Annotated in this window: 19 protein-coding genes; 10 read left to right on the top strand and 9 right to left on the bottom strand. The window is 51.8% G+C overall.

What is annotated here, in order from left to right; genetic code table 11:
- Positions 1–112: 112 nt before the first annotated feature.
- Positions 113–1,885 (bottom strand): phospho-sugar mutase, encoded by a 1,773-nt coding sequence (locus EQG79_RS27255; protein ID WP_129605918.1) that lies wholly within the window; start codon positions 1,883–1,885, stop codon positions 113–115.
- Between the two features lie 212 nt (positions 1,886–2,097).
- On the opposite strand from EQG79_RS27255, the gene EQG79_RS27250 reads away from it, so the two are divergent.
- The 3 genes from EQG79_RS27250 to EQG79_RS27240 all read left to right on the top strand — a co-directional run bounded on the left by EQG79_RS27250 (position 2,098) and on the right by EQG79_RS27240 (position 5,685).
- A complete protein-coding gene (locus tag EQG79_RS27250) occupies positions 2,098–2,907 on the top strand; it encodes a DUF2975 domain-containing protein (protein WP_165358964.1) in 810 nt (269 codons plus the stop codon).
- 7 nt (positions 2,908–2,914) lie between these two features.
- On the top strand, positions 2,915–3,142 hold the full coding sequence (locus tag EQG79_RS27245; RefSeq protein WP_129605913.1) for a helix-turn-helix domain-containing protein: 228 nt from the start codon (positions 2,915–2,917) through the stop codon (positions 3,140–3,142).
- A 203-nt stretch (positions 3,143–3,345) separates the two neighbouring features.
- Positions 3,346–5,685: a TonB-dependent receptor gene (locus EQG79_RS27240; RefSeq protein ID WP_240699471.1), complete on the top strand. Its 2,340-nt coding sequence runs from the start codon at positions 3,346–3,348 to the stop codon at positions 5,683–5,685.
- A gap of 57 nt (positions 5,686–5,742) precedes the next feature.
- On the opposite strand, the gene EQG79_RS27235 is transcribed toward EQG79_RS27240, so the two are convergent.
- The 4 genes from EQG79_RS27235 to EQG79_RS27220 form a co-directional block, all read right to left on the bottom strand.
- Positions 5,743–7,389 (bottom strand): D-alanine--D-alanine ligase family protein, encoded by a 1,647-nt coding sequence (locus tag EQG79_RS27235; RefSeq protein ID WP_129605909.1) that lies wholly within the window; start codon positions 7,387–7,389, stop codon positions 5,743–5,745.
- A 128-nt stretch (positions 7,390–7,517) separates the two neighbouring features.
- A complete protein-coding gene (locus tag EQG79_RS27230) occupies positions 7,518–7,784 on the bottom strand; it encodes a NifU family protein (RefSeq protein WP_077922056.1) in 267 nt (88 codons plus the stop codon).
- A 41-nt stretch (positions 7,785–7,825) separates the two neighbouring features.
- Complete coding sequence (locus EQG79_RS27225; protein WP_129605907.1) at positions 7,826–8,929, bottom strand: Mrp/NBP35 family ATP-binding protein; 1,104 nt, start codon at positions 8,927–8,929, stop codon at positions 7,826–7,828.
- Positions 8,930–8,967: 38 nt separating this feature from the next.
- Entirely contained in the window at positions 8,968–9,990 is a 1,023-nt protein-coding gene (locus EQG79_RS27220) for a GSCFA domain-containing protein (protein WP_129605905.1), read from the bottom strand.
- Positions 9,991–10,279: 289 nt separating this feature from the next.
- On the opposite strand from EQG79_RS27220, the gene EQG79_RS27215 reads away from it, so the two are divergent.
- Positions 10,280–10,657, top strand: a complete 378-nt coding sequence (locus EQG79_RS27215; protein ID WP_129605903.1) for a hypothetical protein — start codon at positions 10,280–10,282, stop codon at positions 10,655–10,657.
- A 51-nt stretch (positions 10,658–10,708) separates the two neighbouring features.
- Here EQG79_RS27215 and rplI read toward each other — a convergent pair whose 3' ends face one another.
- From rplI to EQG79_RS27195, 4 genes are all read right to left on the bottom strand, one after another.
- Complete coding sequence (gene rplI / locus EQG79_RS27210; RefSeq protein WP_077921937.1) at positions 10,709–11,152, bottom strand: 50S ribosomal protein L9; 444 nt, start codon at positions 11,150–11,152, stop codon at positions 10,709–10,711.
- 82 nt (positions 11,153–11,234) lie between these two features.
- Entirely contained in the window at positions 11,235–11,486 is a 252-nt protein-coding gene (gene rpsR / locus EQG79_RS27205; protein ID WP_012925715.1) for a 30S ribosomal protein S18, read from the bottom strand.
- 2 nt (positions 11,487–11,488) lie between these two features.
- On the bottom strand, positions 11,489–11,860 hold the full coding sequence (gene rpsF / locus EQG79_RS27200; RefSeq protein ID WP_077921936.1) for a 30S ribosomal protein S6: 372 nt from the start codon (positions 11,858–11,860) through the stop codon (positions 11,489–11,491).
- 146 nt (positions 11,861–12,006) lie between these two features.
- Entirely contained in the window at positions 12,007–12,948 is a 942-nt protein-coding gene (locus EQG79_RS27195) for a hypothetical protein (RefSeq protein ID WP_129605901.1), read from the bottom strand.
- 178 nt (positions 12,949–13,126) lie between these two features.
- On the opposite strand from EQG79_RS27195, the gene EQG79_RS27190 reads away from it, so the two are divergent.
- The 6 genes from EQG79_RS27190 (at position 13,127) to EQG79_RS27165 (ending at position 20,238) form a co-directional block, all read left to right on the top strand.
- Positions 13,127–13,783, top strand: a complete 657-nt coding sequence (locus EQG79_RS27190) for a YggS family pyridoxal phosphate-dependent enzyme (RefSeq protein WP_077921934.1) — start codon at positions 13,127–13,129, stop codon at positions 13,781–13,783.
- Positions 13,784–13,854: 71 nt separating this feature from the next.
- Complete coding sequence (locus tag EQG79_RS27185; protein ID WP_129605899.1) at positions 13,855–14,232, top strand: DUF423 domain-containing protein; 378 nt, start codon at positions 13,855–13,857, stop codon at positions 14,230–14,232.
- Positions 14,233–14,334: 102 nt separating this feature from the next.
- Entirely contained in the window at positions 14,335–15,930 is a 1,596-nt protein-coding gene (locus EQG79_RS27180) for a peptide chain release factor 3 (RefSeq protein ID WP_129605897.1), read from the top strand.
- A 327-nt stretch (positions 15,931–16,257) separates the two neighbouring features.
- Positions 16,258–17,019, top strand: coding sequence for an HpcH/HpaI aldolase family protein (locus tag EQG79_RS27175; protein WP_077922054.1), 762 nt, complete (start codon positions 16,258–16,260; stop codon positions 17,017–17,019).
- Positions 17,016–17,585 carry a GNAT family N-acetyltransferase gene (locus tag EQG79_RS27170; protein WP_165358963.1) on the top strand — a complete coding sequence of 190 codons (570 nt, stop codon included), beginning with the start codon at positions 17,016–17,018 and terminating at the stop codon, positions 17,583–17,585. The genes EQG79_RS27175 and EQG79_RS27170 overlap by 4 nt, the downstream gene beginning before the upstream one ends.
- Before the next feature lie 637 nt (positions 17,586–18,222).
- On the top strand, positions 18,223–20,238 hold the full coding sequence (locus EQG79_RS27165; RefSeq protein ID WP_369822704.1) for a hypothetical protein: 2,016 nt from the start codon (positions 18,223–18,225) through the stop codon (positions 20,236–20,238).
- The last annotated feature ends 145 nt before the right edge of the window (positions 20,239–20,383 follow it).

The raw sequence follows: 20,383 nt of genomic DNA, 5'->3' as shown, positions 1-20,383 counted from the left end.
ACAGTTTTTTATAAGTATTTTCAGTAAAATTGTGATAAAACTAAAAGCCGCCCGTCAACTGTCTGCTTGCGCAAACAGCCGACGGGCGGCTTTCCAGGACGTTAGTTTTGGCTTAAATTAACTTCAGCTCGTCAATAACCCGTTGTACTTTAGCTTTTAGCTGCGCATAGGTATCATCGAACGCTTCTTTACTCGCCAGTGGCTCCACCACACTGACGTAAAACTTGATTTTAGGCTCGGTGCCGCTGGGCCGGGCCGACACTTTAGTGCCGTCGGCGGTAATGAACTGAAGCACATTCGACGATTCGATGCCCATTTTGCCGGCTTCGATGGGCGAGCTCTGGCCCTGCGCGTCAGTCCGGGTCAGCGCTTTGTAGTCATCGATCCGAACAACCGGCGATCCGGCAATCTCCTTGGGTGGATTAGCCCGGAAACCGGCCATCATTTCCTGAATTTCTTCAGCGCCACTCTTTCCCTTCTTGGTAATGGAAACGAGGGCTTCGTAGAAAAACCCGTTCTCCTGATACATGGCCATCAGCATATCGAACAGACTCTGCCCACGGTCCTTCGCATACGCTGTCAGTTCGGCAATCATGGCGCAGCTGGCCACCGCATCTTTGTCCCGAACGAAATCACCGATCAGGTAGCCGTAGCTTTCTTCGCCACCACCAATAAACTGTTCTTTGCCTTCCAGTTCGCGGATCACTTCGGCGATGTATTTGAAGCCGGTAAGGGTGTTGTAGCAGTTTACCCCGTAGCGTTCGCACATCCGGTCAATCAGATCGGTCGTGACGATTGTCTTGGCAACAAACTCTTTCCCCGTCAGCTTGCCGGCATCGCGCCAGGCATTCAGCAGGTAGTAGATGATCAGGCTGGCCATCTGATTGCCGTTCAGCAGCTCAAATTCGCCATGGTGATTGCGTGCGCCGGCGCCGACCCGGTCAGCGTCGGGGTCGGTTGCAATAACCAGATCGGCATTGATGGCCAGGGCCATATCCAGAGCCAGCTGCATAGCGGCCCGCTCTTCGGGGTTCGGCGACTTCACCGTCGGGAAATTACCGTCTGGGGTTGCCTGTTCGCTGACGATATGCACGTTGGTAAAGCCCAGGGCTTCCAGCGCCCGCGGAACCAGCGTGATTCCCGTACCGTGAATAGGCGTAAAGACAATGTTCAGATCGGCCTGTCGCTTGATCACATCCGGGTTAACCGCGTTCGACTTTACCCGCTCGATGTAGGGCGCATCGATTTCTTCGTCGATCAGCTGGATGCGTTCCGGAACCCCGTCAAACTTAATATCGTCGACCGAGGTGATCTTGTTTACTTCGGCAATGATAGCTTTATCATGGGGGGCTACCACCTGAGCACCGTCGTTCCAGTAAACTTTATAGCCGTTGTATTCGGGCGGGTTGTGGGAAGCCGTAACGACAATACCACTCTGGCAACCCAACTGGCGGATGGCAAACGAGAGTTCGGGAGTAGGGCGCAGGGCGCTGAAGAGGTAGACTTTGATGCCATTGGCCGAAAAAATATCGGCTACTAACCGGGCAAACTCCGGGCTCATCCGACGGCTGTCGTGAGCGATGGCGACACTGATGTCCTGGCCGGGGAAAGCGGCCGCTTCGGCGTACCGATTGATGTAGTTGCAAAGCCCCTGTGTAGCTGCTCCTACGGTGTATCTGTTCATGCGGTTAGACCCCACGCCCAGTACACCCCGTAAGCCACCTGTACCAAATTCCAGATCCCGGTAGAACGAATCGGTAAGTTCATTGAAGTTACCCGCATCGAGCAGGTGCTGAATCGCTTCTTTGGTGTCGGCATCGTAATTGCCGCCGAGCCATTGCTCTACACGCTGCTGAGTAGCTGAATCAAGGGTTTGTGCTGTCATATTGAAGGTTGATCGTAAGAGTCAATTATTTGTGGCCAAAATTACGATTACACGGCTACCCCGCAAATCCGATAGGTAGGTTACGCTAAGGATTTCACGGCATGTTATGCTTTATGATAAAAATTTATTGATTTGGAATAAATTTTTATTGAAACTTGTCTATCAGTTTAATCTGAATCCGCAGGATGAAATCAAGTCGATTAATCAGGTTCATGCAACGGCTTCTCACGATGCTGTTCTACGGGGAGTTACTGTTTCTGTTTGTGCTGACCCCCATAGGAATTGTTTTGTTCGTTCGGTCAACTCACCCAACCTCGTCTGTTATCAGAGTGCAGAAGCCGGGTGAGCCGGAAGCTGATCAGGGTCAGCAGTTATCAAAAACGCAGTCACCTTTATCAAAACAGCAGCGGAACAACGAGGAACCGAATAGCTGGATGTCTTCTTATCTGGAGATAAACGCTACGGTAAATCCTTACTGGCGGCATGTTCGCTATACAAAATGGGCTACCTTTCTAAAAACGCCTTTGCCTGTCAGAATAGATAATACATCGGCCGTTTATATTTCGAAAGCGCCTTCAGCCTCTTCCACGCATCACCTGGAGTACAGGTGGAGTAGCTGGGCTGACTTCAGGACATTACCGTTGCGGGTAATCCTGCTGACCATCGTATATCCTCTGCTTACGATTGTCCTGACCGTGGTCATTACGTACATGGGTAAGCGTTTGTTTGATGGGATAACCCAGAGAGGTTTTTTTGAGCAACAGCAAGTGAGCCGGTTAACTACTATCGGGTGGCTGTTCATGGGGTATGGTTTGTCTGAATTCATTATCCACGTGCTTAAGTTCTGGTATGTGCGTACTGCCCTTTTGGACTATGGGTTGGTCATGAGCCCGACGGTACGCCTTGGCTGGGGCTGGCCGGCCGGGAGTGCAACCTTTTTCGTAGGAGCCGTGATACTTACACTAGCTCATGTTTTTACCTATGGTCTGCAACTCAGGCAGGAACATGAACTAACCATCTGACTGCAATATGCCTATAGTCGTCAATGTCGATGTTATGATGGCCCGACGTAAAATGTCGCTGACCGAACTGGCCAATCGGGTCGGTATCACCCTGGCGAACCTGTCTATTCTGAAAACGGGCAAAGCAAAAGCCATACGGATTGAGACCCTGGAAGCGCTTTGCAGGGCCCTTGACTGCCAACCCGGTGACTTGCTGGAATACGTAGAAACTGAGCTCGAACTGGTTGATAGGTGAAGAATTAGTGAGTTCATTCAATAGGGTATTTATTCTAACAGATGCCGTAGACAAGTCGGTTTTTTTTGTTTCGTAGTTGTTTGGATGAATTCTAAATAAGTGCCACTTTTGCGCTGTAAAGAATTAATCTAAATTAAAATTACATGCACTTGTACGGTTTACCTTCCTCTTTTTTAACTATAGTTTTAACGGTTTTATTCAGTGTGCAACTTGTACTGGCAGAAGATGGGCCGCCCGTTCCGGCGGGGTCGGTGCGTGGTCGGGTGTACACCAGCGATCGGAAGCCTGCTCCTTTTGTCAGTATCTCGGTAAAAGGAACCAACAAGGGGACCGTATCCACCGAAGAAGGCAATTTCACCCTGCGTCATTTGCCAGCGGGCGAGTACACGCTGGTTGCTACGTTTGTTGGCTTGCAGCCTCAGGAGCAATCCGTAAAGGTAACGGCCGGTCGGTCGGCCGACATTCAGTTTGCGCTGGCTGAAACGGCCCGGCAGTTGAATGAAGTACAGGTAAAGGGTTTCAAGAGTGACAATCAGAAGCCCGTCAGCGTTGGCAAGGTGGCCATCCGTCCGCTCGACCTGCCTCAGGCTGTGGCGGTGGTAGAACGTGAGGTACTCGAACGCCAGCAGACGCTGCGCCTGAGCGACGTGCTAATGAACACCAACGGCGTTTATGTGATGGGTACGGCCGGTGGTACCCAGGAAGAACTGGCAGGCCGCGGGTTCGCGTTCAACAGCAGCAACACCTTCAAGAACGGCGCGCGCTTCAATAATGCAGCCATGCCGGAGATCAGCGCCCTGGAGCGGGTAGAAGTCCTGAAAGGCAGCGGTGCTATCCTGTTCGGTAATGTAGCGGCTGGCGGTATCATCAATCTGGTTACCAAAAAGCCTCAGTTTCAGTCGGGCGGTTCGGCCTCGGTGCGTTTAGGCAGCTTTGGCTTCGTTAAGCCTATCATAGACGTGTATGGCGGAATCGGGAAAGGGGAGCGGGTAGCGTATCGACTCAACACCACCTACGAGCAGGGCAACAGTTTCCGGGACGAGGTGAAGAGCAAGCGGTTCTACGTAAATCCGTCATTACTCATCAACCTGGCTCCCAAAACAAGTTTGTTGCTCGAAGGCGACTATCTGTATGATGATCGGACCGCCGATTTCGGTACGGGCGCGGTTAACTACACGATTGCCGGCATCCCACGAAACCGGTTCCTGGGCGTGCCCTGGGGCTATAACCGGATTGAGCAGCGGAGTGCCACGGCTACCCTGACACACCAGCTCAGCCAGAACTGGCAGGTTCGGGCACTGGCTTCCGGACAGCGGTACAACAGTGAACAATTTGCCAGCCAGCGCCCCAATGGCGGTCAGTTCATTCGTACGGATGGCCGCTGGATACGGGGCCTGCAACGGTCAGAAGTAGCCGAAACCTACTGGATTGGTCAGGTCGATCTTACCGGTCAGGTCACTACCGGCACCATCAAACATACCGTACTCCTTGGTGCTGATGCCGACCAGTATCGGACCAGCACCACTGCTTTCAATCCGCTGGCTGTTTATGACACCATCAACATCTACAATCCGAATCAGTACCGGCAGCGTACAGACATCCCTACGCTGACCGCTCGTAGCCTGACGCAGGCTCCCATCAATCGGGTTGGCATATATGCGCAGGATCTGATTGCCTTCTCCACTAAAATTAAGCTGCTGGCTGGCCTCCGCTACAGCTATCAGCAGACCGGTAGCCAGGTGCTGACGTACGCCGACAACAAAACAACCGCCGTTACCACGTTCGACGGGGCCGTTACGCCACGTCTTGGGCTCGTGTATCAGCCCATCCCGACCACGTCGCTGTTTGTCAGTTACGCCAATTCGTTCAATACCAACACGGGAGTTGACGTAGCCGGAAATGCGCTTCCGCCGTCATTTATCGATCAATATGAAGCCGGTATAAAAAACGATCTGCTGAATGGGTTCCTGTCGGCTAACGTAACTGTTTATCAAATCAAAAACAGTAATCTGGCGCAAACCAGCCTGGCCAACGGAAACACCAACAGTAGCATCAGAGAACTGGCTGGCGAGGTAACAAGCCGGGGTGTTGAAGTCGATCTTAAAACCAGGCAGATGGGTGGCTTCTCCCTGCTGGGAGGCTACAGCTACAACCAGACCAGGTATACGGCCAGTAACATTTACATTGTTGGCAGCCTGCTACGGTACAACCCCAATCATACGGCTAACGCCAGTGTTTATTACACCGTGCAGCGGGCGGGCTGGGCCAAAGGGCTGAACGCCGGGTTGACTGCCTTCTACATGGGTGAGCGCGTGGCCGGTCGGTCAACTCGTCTGACGGTGAATAACGACACCTACCGCTTGATTCCGGTGGCTGCCTATACGCAACTCGACGCATCGGTCGGGTATTCGCTGGCGCGGTTCTCGGTTCGGGCCAAGTTGTCGAATCTGCTCAATGTGCTGAGTTACCAGATTCATGATGACAACAGTGTGAATCCGATTGCTCCCCGCATGTTCTCGACTACGCTGTCGTACCGCTGGTAAAAACGCCGTTCTGGCAGGCAAACAGGTGCGTTCGTCTGCCAGAACGGGTAAATAGGCTTAGATGTAGCGGGAAGTGATATGGGCCGTACGTTCGGTTGTTTCAATCAGCAGCGGATGACGGGGTTCGTTCAGAGCCGCTTCCAGCTCCACAATCGTTTCTTTGAATAAGCAATAGACCGGGACCTCGTGGCTCTCGGTTTTATTTTTGATGTATTGCAATACCGGTCGCACCGTACCACTGGCTGCCAGTTCATGATACTGCTGCTTAGCGTTGGCAAACGACTCGTCACTTTCGCCAAACGAAATAACCCGTTCGGGTAGTGGATTTGCTTTCCGGTCGGCCAGCTGGGCGTCCAGGCTGGCCAGCTGGCTTTTGAGCCGGTAGGTGTCCTTACCCGTCCGAATGCGCTCGCGGAGCGACTGGCGAATCAGGTAGGTCAGCGAGTTGGCCAGGTTCAGCCCGATCTCCGCCATTTGTTTGAAGATCAGGGAGGTCGGCGACATACCCGGAATGGTGTTGGGGTCGTGGAGCAGTACCCGGTTGTCGGGCGTCAGGAAGCCGTCGATGCGCGAGTAGACGTTGATGCCCAGTTTGGTAAAAACTTCGGCAACAGCAAGCTGGATCTTGCGGTTATTTTCGAGACTCGTACCGACCGGAATCCGCTTTTTGGCTACGTTGGTTTTGTATTTGGTTTCGAAGTCGAAGGCTTCCGCGTTGTATATCTCGGTAGGGGGCAGGGCAACGGCCATCTGATCATCGTCCTGAATAACGCCACAGGAAAACTCCTGTCCACGAATAAACTCCTCGAAAAGAACTTCGTCTTCGGCATTGACCGAGGCCAGTCGGGTAGGCTGTCCCTGCCGTTCGTCAAGTACTTCAATCAACTGGGCCGGGTGAGTAATCACCTGCCCCGTCTGCTCAACAACCACCGGAAAGCTGATCCCGGCGTCGAGGCTGACCATGCGCTGCGCCAGCTCCCGCTTTTCGTCGGCCGCCAGCTCACCCCAGGCACTGAGTTTCGACCAGCCATCGGGCTGTACGGTCATGGTAAAAAAGCATTGTTCAACAGCCCGGCAGAACTGCGTCAGATCGGCTTCCCGTACAATGGCAACACCAATACTGGAACCCTGGTGGGGGGCTTTTACGACAATGGGCAGGCCCAGGTGCTCGGTCAGGGATTGGAAAAACTGCGCTTTATCGGCCCGCTCGTAAGCATCCCGGCTGATGGTCGCCGTTTTTTTCTGCTGCCCATTGGCCAGCGCAATCAATTCATTCTGAAGAATTTTATTGATGCCTACCGCTGAGCCAACCAGACCGGGACCCGTATACGGCATTTTGTACCATTCGAGCAATCCCTGAATAGCCCCGTCTTCACAATCGGGGCCGTGCATGGCCAGGAATGCCAGATCGAAATGGGAGCTGAACTGTTCAGGCCGGAGTTCGGGCAGCGTGGCCTCCAGGGCATCCGAACTGAGCGATTCGTCATAGACCGAAAACCCCGAGCTGTCGGCAGGCAGCGTATCGCGCAGCGAAGGCGATTGTAAAAACTCGGGTTTAACCAGCCGAAAGCGGCCGCGACCATCGACGAATACGAGTACTGGCTCAAAAAGCCCTTTGTCCAGATTTGCCAGCGCGGTACGTCCACCAGCAAACGATACTTCGCGCTCCCGCGCCGGACCACCGAAGAAAATGCCTATTTTCACAGATTTGAGGGATATTGCTACCCACAAAGAAACAAAAAAGCCGCCTGTTTAAAACAAGCGGCTGATGTATTCCTTAAGATCGGGCAGGTCCAGCAAGTACTGGCCTGAATCTGGCTAAACCGGCTTTGTTAAAAAGCGGGGGTAATGTTGATTGCTTCTACTTTCGTGATTTCCGGCACGGCTTTCAGAATGGCTTCTTCCAAACCACCTTTGAACGTCATGGCCGACATTGGGCATGAACCACAGGTGCCCATTAGTTCCAGACGCACCACTTTATCGTCGGTAACCTCGAGTACTTTCACGTTGCCGCCGTCTGCAGCCAGATAAGGGCGCATGCTGTCCAGCGCACGTTCTATTTTCTCAATCAAATGGTCGTTGTTGACTGCCGTCTCCATGAAATTCTGCATTTACGGTAAAGTTACAGGGTGTCGGGGTTTTATGCAACTTCGACCCGCTTTGTTCGGTCGACAGTTGCGTTGCGGATGGCTACCTGTTGGGCCAGGGCTTCGGCTGTAGCCTGGAACGCTTCGGAGGCAACGGGCTCGCCAACACTAATAGCTGGCCTGCCCTCATCGCCAGCTTCGCGGATGCTTTGTACGAGCGGAATCTGCCCCAGCAACGGAACGCTGAACTGCTCGGCCAACTGGCGACCCCCGCCTTTGCCAAAAATAAAGTACTGGTGGTCGGGTAATTCGGCCGGGGTAAAGAACGACATATTTTCGATGACCCCCAGAATAGGTACGTTGATTTGCGGCTGCTGGAACATGGCTAAGCCCTTTGTCGCGTCGGCCAGCGCCACTTTCTGCGGGGTTGTAACGATGATTGCTCCGGTTACCGGAACGGTCTGTACGAGTGTCAGGTGAATGTCGCCCGTTCCCGGCGGCAGGTCGATCAGCAGATAATCGAGCTCACCCCAGTCTGCATCCGAGAAGAACTGCTGCAATGCCCGGCCGGCCATGGTACCGCGCCAGATAATAGCCTGTCCGGGGGCAACCAGAAAGCCCATCGATAGCAGCTTGATGCCAAACTGGCGGATCGGCTCCATACGGGTTTGCCCGTCTACCTGGAAAATCCGCGGCTGCATCTCCTCGGCTCCAAACATGGTTGGAATAGAAGGGCCGTAGATGTCCGCATCGATAATCCCTACTTTAGCCCCCGATTTATGCAGGGCAATCGCCAGGTTAGCCGTCACCGTCGACTTACCCACGCCCCCTTTGCCCGACGATACCGCAATGATGTTTTTAACGCCCGGTAAAGTGGGTGCGTTCATCCGGGTTGACGTCACATCCGATGTCATATCAATCGTAACGGTTATGTCAGGACCTATGTGCGCATGGATGGCGTCTTCGCAGCGCTTGCGAATCACTTCTTTCAGCGGACAGGCCGGGGTAGTCAGCACAACGGTAAAGCGTACCGAGTCGATCCCGAGCGTTATTTCTTTAACCATCCCGAGCGATACGATATCCCGCTTCAGATCCGGTTCTTCAACAGTACCAAGCGCGCGTAGAACGGCTTCTTTATGTAATCGGTAGTCAGACATATTTTTTCTGGAGGGGGCAAACAGCAGGATGACAGCTACTAGGCAGATTGCTTCTCTCCCGGTTCATAATCCTGGTTCTTATGCCCTGTTAAACGGCTTTGTACTTCTGCCAGTTCCGTTGAAACGTCAACAGACCCGGACAGCTTTTCGAGCTTCTCCCGCAACCGGATCAGAAACTGCTGATAAGCGGATGAATCCGTGCCATAAAGTGGGCGGTGCGCCAGGGAAGTTGAGACCGCTTTCCAGTCGGCAACGAAGGCGCGAAGTTCGTCATCGAAGGCACTTGCAGCAAACTTTTCGAAAATATAGTCGTGGGCCTGGGAGTTGGGGTGAATCAGATCCGCTTCGTAGAAGCGATAGTCACGCAGATCGTCCAGCATAATCTCGTAAGCCGGGAAGTATTGAACCCAGTCGTGCCAAAGGGTTAGCTCGTGGGCAACTATCCGCAGGGTCGCCTTGCTTGCCGAATTCAAGGGAAGCGTATCGCGCGTGTGACGAACCGGACTAACCGTCAGGATGACCCTGAGCTTCGGGTTGGCCCGGTGTAATCGCTTGAGCAGGTGCTTCATGTCATCCATCATGTACTCGTATGAATACATATATTTTTGAAACAAAGCCCCGGGCATTTTGTGGCAGCTGGCAACAACCTGACCGGTTTCGAGGTGTCGGTAAACCAGGGCTGAGCCAAGGGTCAGCAGCAGGTAATCTGCCGTGCGAAGGAAAGCGCCCGTTTCGGCAAGTACATTTTGTAAGGAATCGCGCAGTTCACGCTGACTCCGGGCCCATAGCGAAGAATGGAAATCGTAATGAAACCATACGCCATCGCGGTTAACGTAGCGCGTTTCATCGGGTGTAGCGCCATCCAGTGCCATACTGACCAGCTTCACCAGCGACACCGGGTTAAAAAGCGTACCAAAAGGATTGTTAAGCACCATCAGCTTATGATCGGCCAGTCGGCGTCCCATAACTTCGGCAAAACAGGAGCCCAGCGTTACGATTCGGCTGGTTAAACCGATTGGATACGGAATAGGCACCGGCGTTAATTCAGTGTGAAAATGCATACTTAACTAACAATAACCAGGTCCGTTTAGGTCCGCTGAAGAGAGTAATTGTTGATGGGTAATTGACTCATTGTCAGACGGTGTAGCGTGGATTAGTATGTAAGTTTATATTATCGCGTTACTTCCCTTCAGTGTCGTTCGTCAGGGGAAGTAGCACGCATCAATGCGAGATTACGATAAAATGCACATATGACTTGATAAAATTTATTGTGCAAATGAAGATAAAGTTTCTTTTTGGTTTACGATTTATATATTTGAACAACTTAATTACTCCACTTTTCCGGCCAGCATGTCACTTGATAAACGCGTCAAAGCCCTTAGTTTCGATTCTTTATACCAACTTATTGAACAGGCTCATGAAGAAATTGACCGTCGGCAGCGTTTCATAGATCAGCTTCCCAAGCTTCGGCTGCGGGACTTAACGCTGTCGGTTCGGGCCCGGGATGTGCTGTATCGAACGGTTGCCGAAAAAAATAAGCTGGCGTACTATCAGAATGCGGGTCAACTGACTTTATCCGAAACCCTGAAGCTACTGGTCCCCGACGACTGGCGGCAGATTCGATTCAAAAACGGGAAAGCATTTGACGAAATTCAGCTGGCGTTTCAGAACAGCAAGGCCCCGCTCGAGCTGTATTACGGACTCATTGAGCAAACGAGCCTGAACTAAACAGAAAAGGCCCGACAAATGCCAGGCCTTTTCTGGAGATTGTGTAGTCGCTTATTCAGCCGATACTACCTCAAATTTCACCGTGTGCTTCACCTCTTTGTGCAGGTCAAGTACGGCTTCGTACGAGCCCAGGGTCTTCACATCGTCAACCGCAATTTTCTTGCGATCGATGTCGAAGCCTTTCTCACGCAGCGCGTCAGCTACCTGGGTGTTGGTCACGCGTCCGAAGATCTTGCCGCTTTCCCCTGCTTTGGCAGGAATGGTCAGCGTCAGGTCTCCAATGTTGTCGGCCAGCGACTGGGCGTCGTTCTTGATTTTCTCCGCTTTGTGAGCTGCCTGACGGATGTTTTCAGCAACGATTTTTTTGTTCGAGTCTGTTGCCATGATCGCATACCCCTGCGGGATCAGGTAGTTGCGGCCGTAGCCTGGCTTCACCGTTACGGTGTCATTTTTATAGCCCAGACCGGCGATGTCGGTTTTTAGGATGATGTCCATTTATGAAAAAAGTTTTCGGTTAACAGTTTATAAGTTTACGGAGTGCCGATAAGGCAGGAACCCGTAAACCGAAAACCGTAAACTATTTTAATGAATCGCCGACGTACGGCAGGATGGCTAGATGACGAGCACGCTTAACGGCCTGAGCAACTTTGCGCTGATTTTTCAGGCTGGTACCGGTTAACCGGCGGGGCAGAATTTTGCCCTGCTCGTTAAGCAGTTTCAGCAGGAAGTTGCCGTCTTTGTAGTCAATATATTTGATACCGGCTTTCTTGAAGCGGTCGTACTTTTTGCGGTTCTCGGTCTTCGAGACTGATTCGTTCTGCAGGCTCATGATTACTTGCTCTCAGCGTTTTCGGTTTGTTTTTTCTTTCCCACCAGTCCATTCCGCTTGCGGTCGTTGTAGGCCACAGCGTGCTTGTCGAGCGAAACCGTCAGGTGACGGATGATGCGCTCATCGCGGAGATACTCGGTGTTGAGTTTCTCGATGATCGTGCCGGGTGCTTTGAACTCGAAAAGCTGATAGTAGCCCGTGTTCTTGTGCTGGATCGGATAGGCAAGCTTGCGCAGGCCCATATTCTCTTCGTGAACGAGCTCCGCCCCATTATCGGTCAGCACTTTGCGGAACTTGTCAACGGCGTCCTTCATCTGAATCTCAGATAAAACGGGAGTTAAAATGAACACCGTTTCGTAGTTATTAGGAAACATTGTACGTAATTGGTTTGAAATGAGGGCGCAAAGGTAAGAAAAATCACCGAAGCACGAAAGAGAACGACCAGAAAATATCAGTAAAAACGAAACGAGTGCGACCGGCCCCGCCAATCGCACTCGTTTACAATCTATCTGGTCAGGAATTACCGCACGGTGAAAGAGCCTTCGCCGATGCGGAACCCTTCACAATAAATTTCGATCGTATGTTTGCCTTCGTTGAAACGCTGACCACCGCGCCCGTATACGAACGTGACCTGCTGGCGAGTGTTATCGAAGCTAAACCGCTGCATGGCCGTATAGATGACGCCCTGTCCGTTATAGGTGAACTCGCCCGACCCCGTTGCCATGTCGGCGATGACAGCCCCTGCCGGGTCGAGTATACGCATATACAGGTCTTTCTCATCCTGCTTGGCCAATCCGTTCGGAGCCAGCCGAACTACCACCTTGACCTTATCGATGCGCCGGGCCTTGAAGCTATCGCCGTCACGTTCCTTACCGCGGGTATTGATGGCACTGACGGTGATGTTCTCCGCGCGCAGGGCCGCAGCAATGGTCACCTTCTCGCTTAATTCCTGGTTTTTTGATACCACAGCCGCCACCGAATCACTCAGTGTCTGGCGTTCGGCTTTCAGGCCCGAGTTTTCCTGAGCCAGGGTTTCGTTCTGCTGGGTGAGTATACCATTTTCTTCTTTCAGCCGGGCAATTTCCTGATCCTTTTGGACCAGTATGGCCTGGTAGTTCTTGATCTTCTGATCGTATTTACGGCTGTCGAATGAGTTGACGTTGCGTAATTCTTTCTTATCGACCTCCAGTTGTTCCTTAACTTTCAGGAGCGAATCAACGCTGCCACCCAATTGCTGAATCTCGGCAATCTTGGCATCCAGCTGAGCCGAGATCGAATCCAGCTTGGTTTTGGTAACCAGCACCTCTTCGGTTTTGGCGGCAATGGTAGCGTCTTTCGTTTTGTTGTCCTGCCGTTCCTGGTACCAGAAGTAAAGCAATAAAACGTTGAGAGCTGCCAGAATTAAGAGGGCAGCAAGCAGAAAGCTACGGCTGTTGTTCTTCGGTTGGGGTCGGGGTTCCATGGGTGTCATTCGTAAGCCGAGAGGTTAGGTTGATTCTTGACCAAAACAAACTGATTGGGTCACTTATTGTACGATTCGACGGTTCACGGCGAAAAACTACGCGTTTCTGCGTAGTTCTCAAACCTATCTTTGCACAATCTTAATAAACGGCTGTTACAAAACAGACGGCCAGCCCCCTATGATTGCCGAAAACATTCGCCAGATAGAAACTGATTTACAGGGCCGCGCCCGTCTGATTGCGGTCACAAAAACGAAACCTGTCAGTATGTTAGCCGAGGCCTACGAGGCCGGGTGCCGCCTGTTTGGTGAAAACAGAGTGCAGGAAATGGCCGATAAGCAACCCCAGCTTCCGGCCGATGTAGAGTGGCACCTGATCGGACACCTGCAAACCAACAAGGTGAAGTACATAGCTCCGTTCGTGACGCTGATACATTCGATCGATAGCCTGAAGTTATTGCAGGAGGTAAACAAACAGGCCGCCAGGTACAACCGGGTAATCGAGTGCCTGCTCCAGATCTATATTGCCGACGAAGAGACCAAGTTTGGCCTTCTGCCCGACGAAGCCGACGTTTTACTGAATAGTCCGGAACTTGATGCGCTGCCAAACGTTCGCATCATAGGACTGATGGGGCTGGCGACCAACACGGACGATCAGGACCAGATTCGGCGGGAGTTTCGCGGCCTCAAAACGCTCTACGATAAACTGGCGACCATACAGCGACCCATGCTTGCGTTTCGCGAATTGTCGATGGGCATGAGCGGCGATTACAGAATTGCGGTCGGGGAAGGCAGCACCTTAGTTCGGGTCGGCAGTGCTATTTTTGGGAGCCGATAACCTCAGATGTCCACGTCTGTCTTTACCACTCGTTAAGCAAGCGCCGAATGTGGACGTTCGGCTTTAATCCTATGAAATTCTTTATCTTATCCGGAGCCATACTGGGCTTACTGGGCGTTGCACTTGGCGCCTTCGGGGCCCACGCCCTGCGCGCAACACTAACCGCTTCGGGGCGGCTCGACACCTTCGAAACCGCCGTAAAATATCAGTTTTACCACGCGCTGGCGCTGGTACTGGTAGGCCTGTTGATGCACGTTTTTGGTAGCAATCCGGCCACGGTTAAGTGGCTGGGCTGGGCGGGAAACTCGTTTCTGGGCGGAACGCTAATTTTTTCGGGGTCGTTATATATACTGTGCGCAACCGGCATTACCTGGCTGGGGGCTATCACGCCCATTGGCGGGGTTTTGATGATTGCGGGCTGGGCGCTGCTGGCCTGGGCTTTCCTGTAGTCGGATAACCGAACGAGCCGGAGATGACTTGCCCTCGTTTGAGGTCGCCCGGTACTCATTCCCCATTCTATTCTGTATCTTTGTAGTCTGATTCTGAGAATAATGCAAACTACTGTTCAGGCTGAAACCGCCCGTCGGCGGACGTTCGCCATCATAAGCCACCCGGATGCTGGTAAAACCACACTGACTGAAAAGCTGCTGCTGTTTGGCGGAGCTATTCAGACGGCGGGGGCCGTTAAATCTAATAAGATCAAAAAGTCGGCTACGTCAGACTTCATGGAGATCGAAAAGCAGCGGGGTATCTCGGTTGCTACGTCGGTGATGACGTTTGAATACGACAATCTGAAAATAAATATCCTCGACACCCCCGGTCACAAAGATTTTGCCGAAGACACCTACCGGACGCTGACGGCAGTCGATAGCGTTATTCTGGTTATCGACTGCGTAAAAGGGGTAGAGGAGCAAACAGAACGGCTGATGGAAGTATGCCGGATGCGCGACACACCGGTCATTATTTTCATCAACAAACTGGACCGGGAAGGCCGTAATCCGTTCGATCTGCTCGATGAGCTGGAAGAGAAACTCAACATTCGGGTGCGGCCAATGACATGGCCTGTGAACATGGGTTCTGACTTCAAGGGGGTATACAGCCTGATCGAGAAAAAATTATATTTCTTCAAAGTTAACAAAACAAAGGTTGAGGACGACGTACTGCCCATCGAACTCGCCGATAGCCTGCTGGATCAGAAAGTGGGTGATCGGGATGCCGCTCAATTGCGCGAAGATGTAGAACTGATCGAAGGCGTATACGACTCGTTCGATCGGCAGGCTTATCTGGACGGCAAGCTGGCTCCCGTATTTTTTGGCTCGGCCGTCAACAATTTCGGGGTTAAAGAGCTGCTGGAAGGGTTCTGCCATATCTCTCCCGAACCCATTGCCCGGCCTACCGATAAACGAGAAGTGCTGCCGGACGAAAAGAATTTCAGTGGGTTCATTTTTAAAATTCACGCCAACCTCGATCCACGCCACCGCGATCGTATTGCTTTCCTGCGTATCTGCTCGGGCGTTTTTGAGCGGGGCAAGTTTTACCACCATACCCGGCTCGACAAGAACGTTCGCTTTGCCAGTCCGTTCAGCTTCATGGCAGATAGTAAAAGCGTAGTTGAAGAAGGTTTCCCCGGCGACGTGGTGGGCCTTTACGATACGGGTACATTTAAAATAGGGGATACCCTGACCGAAGGTGAGGAATTGCAATTTCAGGGTATTCCCAGCTTCTCACCCGAGATCTTCAAAGAGCTGGTCAACCTGGATCCTATGAAATCCAAGCAACTGGACAAAGGTATTCAGCAGTTGACCGACGAGGGCGTTGCGCAGCTGTTCAACCTAGAGTTGGGCAACCGAAAAATTGTAGGTACGGTTGGAGAACTTCAGTTCGAAGTTATTCAGTACCGGCTGGAAAACGAATACGGTGCCAAATGCCGCTGGGTACCACTCAACTATACCAAGGCTTGCTGGATAACGGCCGAAAACTCCGCTAAACTCAATGAGTTTATCCGGCTTAAAGGCAACCAGATTGCTTACGATAAGGACCAGAACCCTGTATTTCTGGCTGAGTCTGACTGGATGCTGCGAATGAATCAGCAAAACAATCCGGACATTCAGTTCCACCTGACGTCTGAATTCAAAGTGACTGCTTAAGAGACGTCATACGGCGTGCTAAAAAAAGGGCTGGTTGTTTTCTATCCGAAAATTATCAGCCCTTTTTTAGCCCTGAGGCCTGTCGTTCTCCACAACCAGGGCCAGCTGCTTTTAGCACCCTCCGGCGGTCTGATTGTCAGCCACTCTTATATTGAAAGGTAGCTGGCAGGCCGATGGGCACGTTAGCCATATACAAACTTCGACGCCGTACTAACTAGCCAGCCCCGGACGATGGCGGATAGTTTAGCCATCAAAACTCCTTTACTTTGTCAGTTTACCTATATAGACAGCCTCTCGGATCTGTCACCGATCTCTTTTATCTGCTTCATGAAGCCAAACATTGTTAAAACCCGACTCAAAAATAACCTGCCTGTCCTGGGTGTGCTGTCGAACACGACCGATCCAACCGTAGCAGAACTGTGCGGCTTTTCGGGGCTGGATTTCTATATGATCGACGGTGAGCACAGCCCTGTTACAACAGCCCAGGTTCAGGACATTGTGCGTGCCTGCGAAACGAGTGGTATTACGCCCCTGGCCCGGGCGCGAAGCAATGACGCCAAGCTCATCGGGCAGTACCTGGACGCTGGAGTGCAGGGAATCATGATGCCGGGGGTTCGTACCGTAGCGGAGCTGGAAGCCCTCGTTAAAGCGGTAAAATATCCACCGTTGGGCAGTCGGGGAGTGGCCCCTGTTCGGGCGGCAGATTACCTGCTGGGGGACATGAATCAGGGAGAGTTCGTTCAGTTTTCGAATGAGCAGACCTTGGTTCTGCCGCAAATTGAAGACCGCGAAGCTATCAATAATCTCGATGATCTGCTGGCTGTAGAAGGAGTAGACGGGTTCGTGATAGGCCCCCGCGATCTGGCAATGAGCATGGGGTATTACGATGGGCCCGGACATGACGAGGTTAAGCGCACGATTGGCAGCGTAGTTGATCGAATCAGGAAAGCGGGTTTAATTGTAGGTACCACGGCGGCTACCGGTGACCAGGCTAAGGCACTTGTTGACAGAGGAGTACTCTTTTGTCTGAACTCATTTGCCGGTCTGCTGAAGTCGGCCACCAGCGAATTTATGAAAGGGCGTCAGTGAATCGCAGTACGGAGTATATAGAAATCAGTGCGCCGGTGCGGGCCGATCAGGCTGCTGAGCTATCAGCCTTGTGCCTGACTATTTACCCGCAGCACTACCAGCATTTATGGTACGATAACGGGGTCTGGTATCAGGAACATACCTATAATACAGATCAACTTAGGAAAGAGATTGCCGAGGCCGACGTTCAGTTTTATTATGCGTGTGTAGATGGCAAACCGGTTGGGTATATGAAGATGAAACTCAACAGCGATCTTGCTAATGAGCCAGGGGGATTACAGGTCGAGCGACTCTATTTTTTGAACGAGTTTACCGGCTTAGGTCTTGGAACACTGCTCATGAATTATGCGCACGCAACCGCCCTCCGTTATGGCCGGAATTATACCTGGTTACACGTAATGGACAGCAATGTAAACGCTATCGCTTTTTATGAAAAACATGGCTACAAATCCGTCGGCGAAACCCACCTTACTTACAGTCAGATGAAGCCCCATTATCGGCGTATGCTTCAGATGAAGCGAGCGATTACCGACGAATTAGGGACCATTAATCACCAATGTGTTTAGTATGACAGCCATAATAGAAGAACAAATTGGAATTACACTAGAAAAATCATAACTATTAATGAAAACGACCTAGTCTTATTTTTTAATCACAACACAATACTTATAATTGACCATAAATAATTTTTAGATAGAGACCGGCAAAACATACCGATTCTAGTCGCTAAATGGGGTTTTGAAGCGGTTATGAGCAGAAATCTCGCCGTTAGGCTCACATAAATGGAATGATTTTAAAGGTTACTTTATTCTGAAGATGAAAAAAAAGTAGCCAGATGAATTGACTTTTGTAATAACCCATTAACATTGCACCAAAATTCGCCATTGGAGGGCTGTTTGCGGATGGTAAGCATACCCATCCGGCAACAACGACAAGCCCAATCGGGTTACAAACGGACGGGAGCAGCATTGTCAAAGGCGCGGTACCTTGCAGGGATGCTGAAATTTTGAAAACATTTTACTTGGGAAACTAGTCAAGAAGAATTGTCAGGTTAACCGATAGGTGGCTAAGGCATAACAGATTGGCTAAAAAGTAAAAAAAAACACCTTAACAGTGGATAGGCCGTTCCCTAAGTTTCCGTAGCCGCGTTTGGGAGAATTACAGTTTAGTTTGAAACATTGCGTCAAAATTAACTCAATAAGTATGCGAACATTTATCCAACAACACCCCATGCGGATGCTGGCTGGACTCGTGTTGCTAGGTTTTGCAATGCCTTCTGTCGGTCTTGCTCAAGAGGCTGACACAGTCCGTCGGGACGCCGTACCGAGTTCAACAACTCCCAACCGAGCTTACTCCCGCGAAAACATCTACCGACTAGGCAAAGGAGTTTACACCGACACGTTACGTCGGGATGACTTCAAAGCACAGGCGAGCGATGTGGCAGAGCTTGACGATTGCGACACCACGTTCCAAACGTTTGTACTCGTACGGCGCCTGTCGCCCTGGCGAATCGGACTGTTTGCCGGTCCCAACTTTGCCTATTGCGGTACCTGGGAAAACACGTTTGGTCCTACCCGTCGTGACAACACCCTGTACAATGGTGCCGGCTTCAACATCACGGGTAACATCGATTACTTCCTGACACCTGCAACCCGTCGTCTGCGGTTCGGTGTTGGCGCTGCACTGGGTTATCAGAATTACATTACGCGCGGTGTTTACCGGGATTACCTATACGGCCTTGCTGCTGCACGGGGCGTTAACCGGGATCAGGTAACCATTCGCCAGCGGGCTTCAGAAGACATGTTTCTGACCGTTGGTCCGGTCCTGACGTTCACCGTAGCTCGTAGCCGTCGTAACCCAGACGCTACCACCTTTATCGAAGCTGGCGTACGGGGAGGTCTGTTCCGTACCGAAGCCGCAACGATCGCGGCCTTCATCCCGTCGCAGGGTGGATCCCTTCCAACGAACATTCCTTCGTTCGTAGAAGGTGGTGCTCTGCTTCGGACTGTGAACCCAAGCTACCGGCTGTATCATCCGGGTGTAATCGGATCGCTGGGCGTTTTCTTCCCGGTGGGCAGAAACAACTGGAACATCGGTATCCAGGGCCAGGGCTTCTTCACCCGCCTGAACTATATCATTGTGAATGGTATCCAGGATCAACTGCTGGAGTTCCGTCGTCAACACGGTGGCTTTAGTGCTGGTGTAGCTGTTCGCAAAGGATTCGTTCAGAAGAAGCTGATCCCGAAAGCACCAACTGTCTGCCCAACCTGCGATTCTATTCCGCAGCTGAACGTTCAGTTCAATGGCCAGTCGCTCAAAGGCGTATCGCTCTCGTACACGGATCAGCCTGTTAACCCATCGGCAGCCGCCCCGGTTATCAGCTGGCGCAGCACGACTCCGAATCCGAAGAACGAAACCTTTACCGCTCGTCTGTACTACCGTGCCGATTCAGTTGTAGCGGGTGCTCCGGGTGCTGATCAGGTGATCGCGCAGCTGGAAAACACCACCGATACTACGCTGACTTTCCCCGCTCAGTACTTCACGAACGGGCAGCTGAACCGTGGTTTCTACTACGTAACAGTACACAGCCGCCAGTCGGCCAAGTGTGGTTCGTGTATGAGCGAAGTGGCTACAACAAGCTTCGCCAATGTACGTGTCCCCATCGACAAAGAGTCTCGGTTCCGTCACCGTCTGGAGCGTCTGGAAGTATTCTACAGAACGCCTGGCTCACGTGACTTCACCAGCATCTGTTACTGTAACGGTGAGATCACCGGTAAGACGATCAAGAAAAACCGTTTGTTCTACAGAAGCCTGAACCGCCGTCTGGCTACGGGTGAAGTTGAGTTCGACACCAACACGGTTATCCTGAATCTCCGCGACATCCCAGGCAATCTGGCAACGACGCTGCAGACCGAGAAGAGCAACATCGAAAACAACGGTGGTATTCGCTACAAAGGTCGTCGGGTTCGTCCGCAGGTATCGTACTTCCGCGCTGTGTTCACTGTCACCAAGCTGCCGATCAACGGTCAGCCTGAGCAGCAGGTGGGAAGCTTCAATACGATTATCAGCGACAACACCTACTCGATCACTGATCTGAAACCGCTGACCGACGCTGAGCGTACGAAACTGCTGGCACCGCCTGCACCTCGTAAGCAGACACCACGTCGCCGGGGTGGCAACAGTGGCCGTCGTTCGGATGTAATGTTCGGTGTAGAATAAGCACAGAGTATCAACTAAAAACATGAGTCATCCCGAATTTTGAGTGATGGCAAAGACTACCATCAAGGCATTCGAGATAGCTACCCGTAACCGATAAATCGGCACTGAAGCAGTTCGGTGCCGATTGCCGGTTCTGGGTACCCAG

Source organism: Spirosoma sordidisoli (genome assembly GCF_004138325.1).
Taxonomy (GTDB): domain Bacteria; phylum Bacteroidota; class Bacteroidia; order Cytophagales; family Spirosomataceae; genus Spirosoma; species Spirosoma sordidisoli.
The sequence above is the reverse complement of the archived record's forward strand: the minus strand, read 5'-3'. Positions and strand labels throughout refer to the sequence as shown.